This window comes from Methylobacterium sp. WL119 (assembly GCF_008039875.1).
Classification (GTDB): Bacteria; Pseudomonadota; Alphaproteobacteria; order Rhizobiales; family Beijerinckiaceae; genus Methylobacterium.
Window position 1 is genome coordinate 1 of sequence record NZ_VRUU01000185.1, and the last position, 4,149, is coordinate 4,149.

General features: G+C 67.5%; 4 protein-coding genes. 1 reads left to right on the forward strand and 3 read right to left on the reverse strand.

Going from position 1 to position 4,149, the window contains the following annotated elements; genetic code table 11:
- The coding region (locus tag FV227_RS27965; protein ID WP_246686405.1) for an AAA domain-containing protein at positions 1-1,618 on the forward strand (1,618 nt) is incomplete at its 5' end.
- A gap of 412 nt (positions 1,619-2,030) precedes the next feature.
- Here the strand turns inward: FV227_RS27965 and FV227_RS27970 are convergent.
- The 3 genes from FV227_RS27970 to exbB form a co-directional block, all read right to left on the reverse strand.
- Complete coding sequence (locus tag FV227_RS27970; RefSeq protein WP_147860419.1) at positions 2,031-2,852, reverse strand: TonB family protein; 822 nt, start codon at positions 2,850-2,852, stop codon at positions 2,031-2,033.
- On the reverse strand, positions 2,849-3,313 hold the full coding sequence (gene exbD, locus FV227_RS27975; protein ID WP_147725473.1) for a TonB system transport protein ExbD: 465 nt from the start codon (positions 3,311-3,313) through the stop codon (positions 2,849-2,851). Before exbD ends, FV227_RS27970 begins: the two co-directional genes overlap by 4 nt.
- 17 nt (positions 3,314-3,330) lie before the next feature.
- A partial coding sequence (gene exbB, locus FV227_RS27980; protein ID WP_147860420.1) for a tonB-system energizer ExbB occupies positions 3,331-4,149 on the reverse strand: 819 nt, incomplete at its 5' end.

The following is a 4,149-nucleotide window of genomic DNA, read 5'->3' on the forward strand; positions in this document are numbered from 1 at the left end:
TAGACTTCCACGGCAAACATCCTGGGCCCCTCCCGAAAGAGAAGCCTCTCCACTGGCCGGCTTTTACCCCGGCCGCATCAGCACCCCGCCGACGCTCCAGTGGATGGTTTTGTCACCGCCCTACACAATCGCGTTCTCTAACCAAGAGTTCTACGGCGGCGATCTCATTACCTTCCCGTCTGCTCAGCCTCGATCCTTCTCGGTCGATCTCGTGAGACTGCCGGGGCGCTACGCGTCGGGCCGCAATCCTATGGAGGCCCAAGCGGTCGCCGAGGAGAGCATCTTGTTCATGCGTCAGCACGCGGACGCAGGGACGCCGCCTTCCCTCGGAGTCGTCTCGGTCAATAGCGACCAGCGCGACCTCATTGAGGAGGAGATCCGGCGCCTGGCTTCCGAGGATGAGTTCGTGCTGCGCTACCAAGAAAAGGTCGCCGCACGCGGGGAACCCTTCTTCGTAAAAAATCTAGAGAACGTCCAAGGCGATGAGCGCGATTACGTCTTCATCTCGATGACCTACGGACCGGCCGTACCGGGCGGGGCTGTCGCGCAGCGGTTCGGCCCCATCGCGGGTAAGCATGGGCACCGGCGGCTCAATGTGCTTTTCACCCGCGCTCGATTGCGGATCATGTTGTTTGCCTCCTTTGGGTCGAAAGACGTGCGCCCGAGTGAGACGAGCGCCGATGGTGTCCGCATCCTCAAGCGATATTTCGAGTACGCGGAGCGCAGGGGTTACGCCGAGGTCGCCGACGACGCGCAACCCGACAGCGATTTCGAAGTTGAGGTAGCCCGGCGCCTGCGTGCTGCAGGTCTGCAGGTCGATCACCAAGTCGGCGTCTCGGGGTTCCGTATTGATCTCGGCGTTCGGCATCCGGACGACCCCGAGCAGTTCATCGCGGGCGTAGAGTGTGACGGCGCCCGCTTTCACTTCAGCAAGAGCGCCCGCGACCGGGACCGGCTGCGGGAAGAGATTCTGACCGGGCTTGGTTGGAACATCGTTCGAGTCTGGTCGACCGACTGGTTCGACAATCCCGATCTTCAGACCGCCAACGTGCTGAGGCGCATCGAGGAATTGCGGCTAAAGCCGCTGCCGGCCTGGAGAGGATACCGACCCGCATCGGCTGCGCAGACACCGGTTAGCAGTGAGCTTCTCCCCAATGAGGTGGCGGCGCCCGTTGCATCTGAAGCTGAGTCCTGGACCGGCGTTGTGCCCCATGAGGAGTCCGCGCACGTCGTTGCCGCCGTGGAAAGCCAGATTGTCGGCGAATTGGGATCCGCCCCTAAGCATCTTCTAGAAGGCGACGGCTCCCTCACAGCCGAAGAACTCAGGGCGGCGCTGCGCTGCTTCAGGGAGACAATTATCGCGGCCAATTGCGAGGCGTGGAAGCCGGAGCGATGCGTGCTGAGAGAAAGCATGATCGAGACCCTAGTCGCGCAACGGCTCGACGACCCGGCTGACTGGTTCAATAAGGTCCCGAACTACTTGCGCGTTGGCACTGACCCGAACGAGAAGCGAGTCTATATAGAGCAGATCTGTGACCTAGTCGCCCGCCTGCAAGCGGAGGATACGGGTCCGCCTGTTCGACCACCGGCCGCACATCGTGCCAATCTTTTACGCTGACGCGGAACAGCGACGCATTAGGGCCGCCGCATCGCAACGCGAGAGGCATCGGAGCTCCTCGACGCCTGCACGCTACCGCGCTGATATGCTGCCATGCGCCCGACCCTTCCACTCGCCACAGCCTGCTTGCGTACGACCCGAGTTCAATCTTGCTCGCAACACGCAAGTGATGCACAACGTGTTCAGCGGCGAATTTGAAGGCGCTCTAAACCATTGTTTTGACTTAGCTTATCTCGGATGACGCCCAGTCCTTTCCTGGGCACCAATCCTAAACAGCCGTTAAGATCGAACAGCGTTTAGGTTCGCATCCCGTACCCGGAGACCCGGGGCGGGATTTTTGCGTTTCAGCACCCCTGCGCGCTGGGATCGGGCCGCGCGATCTCCGGTGTCGTCGGCACGGGACGCGGCCGTCTCACTTGCCCTTCGGCTTGGCGCGAAACACCACCGGGATCGTGAAGGTCAGCCCCTCGTCCGCGACGAGCGGCGGTGGCGGCGGAACCGGATCGGACCGGTGCATCATCGTCAGGGCGGCCTGATCGAGCGCGCCGTCGCCGGACCCCTTCAGCACCGTCGCCGAGACCACGTGGCCGACGCGGTCGAGGAGGAAGCTCACGAGCACCTCGCCGGTCGGATGCGTGGCGACGCCTGGGTAGCGCTTGTGCCGGTCAAGATGGGCCATGAGCTGCTTCTGCCACGTCGTGCGGACGCGGCGGGCGCTCTCGCCGGTGCCGAGGACGGGCGCGGTCGCGATCGCAGCCTCCTTGACCGTCTCGGAGGTCGGCGCGGCGGCGGCCTCGGACGCGACCGACTCCGCCGACGGGCGGGTCTCGGCGACCTTGACCTTGCTCTCGTCCTCCTGCGGCTTGAGGGTCGCCTCCGGCGAGACGATCCGGTCGGGATCCTCCGTCTCGGTCGGCACGGCCTTCGGTAATTCGGTCGGGTCGTCGACGGCCTTCTGCTGGACGACGGCCGGCGAGGCGGCCGCGTCGTCAGCTTCCGGCCCGGGCGGCAGGTCCGAGGGCTCGCGCCGCGGCGCCGTCATCTCCAGGCCGACCTCCAAGGCGGCGGCGCCGAGGTCGTCGGCCTCGTCTGGCTCCGCGGAGCCGAGCGCGAGCAGGCCGCCGCCGGCATGCAGCGCGAGCACGAACGCGCCCGCGGCCAACCAGAGCGGCCAGCCGAGGCGCGCCGTGCCGGAAGCCCCGAGCGCGTGTGCTCTGCCGATCCTGCCCGTCATGGCGCCCGTGGCGCCGGCCCCGACCCCGACGCATCCGCGGGCGGACCTTCGAGCGCGACGAGCGCGACCTTGAGGTAGCCGCCGGAGCGGAGAATCTCGAGGACGTCCATCATCTCGCCGTAGGGGACCGCGCGGTCCGCGCGCAGGAATACGCGCCGTTCCCGGCTCGGATCGGCCTGCGCGTCGAGGGCCTGCGCGAGGTCCACGCGCCGCACCGGCGTCTCGCCGATCGCGACCGCGAGGTCGGCCTTGATCGTCACGTAGGTCGGCTTGTCCGGTCGCTTCTGCGGAACCGCGCTGGAGGAGGGGAGGTCGATCGGCAGGTCGACCGTCGAGAGCGGTGCCGCGATCATGAAGATGATCAGCAGCACGAGCATCACGTCGATGAACGGCGTCACGTTGATCTCGTGCGCCTCGCCGAACTCGTCACCGTCCTCGTCGCCACCGAGTGAGATCGCCATGGTTCAGGGCCCCCCGCTCACTCGGCCGCCTGCGCCAGCGGCGCATGGCGCCCGACCTCGCCGCGCTCGAGTTCGCGCGACAGCAGCCGCATCGCCGTGCCGGAGGCGCGCTGGACCAAGTCGCCGTAGCTCCGGGTCGCCCGGGCGAAGTGGTTGTAGATGATCACCGCAGGGATCGCGGCGGCGAGGCCGATGGCGGTGGCCAGCAGCGCCTCCGCGATGCCGGGCGCGACCACCGCGAGGTTCGTGGTCTGCGCCCGCGAGATCCCGATGAAGCTGTTCATGATGCCCCAGACGGTGCCGAACAGGCCGACGAAGGGCGAGATCGCGCCGATCGTGGCGAGCGCGCCCATGCCGCGGCGGGCGAGGCGGCCTTCCGCCTTCACCAGCTCGGAGCAGCGCGAGACCGCCCGCTCCTTGATGCCCTCCGCATGGCCCTTGGAGATCCGCACCTCGTTCGCGACCGTGCCGACGAGGCGGTCGAGGATCGTGCCGCCCCCGCCGAGCGCCCGCTCGGCCTCGGCCAGCGAACCGGTCTCGGCGACGCGGCCGAGCGCCCGCACGAGGCTTCGGCGGGCGAGGCCGAGCTCGATCGTCTTCGCCACGAGGATCGTCCAGGTGACGATCGAGGCGAGCGCCAGCCCGCTCATCACCACCTTCACCAGGATGTCGGCGTTCAGGAACATCGACCACGGCGACAGCTCGTGGCCGCCGGGGGCCGAGGCGGAAATCGCCCTTCGCGGGCCCGGCTCCGGCGCCGGCGGCGCTTCGGCAGCCAGCGGCGCACGGGCAGGGCCGCCGACCTCGACCTCGGTCGGCCGCGCGGGCTTCGCCGG

Excerpts from the sequence above, each read along its gene's own strand:
- FV227_RS27970 (WP_147860419.1), bottom strand. The coding sequence starts at position 2,852 with ATGACGGGCAGGATCGGCAGAGCACACGCGCTCGGGGCTTCCGGCACG.
- exbD (WP_147725473.1), bottom strand. The coding sequence starts at position 3,313 with ATGGCGATCTCACTCGGTGGCGACGAGGACGGTGACGAGTTCGGCGAG.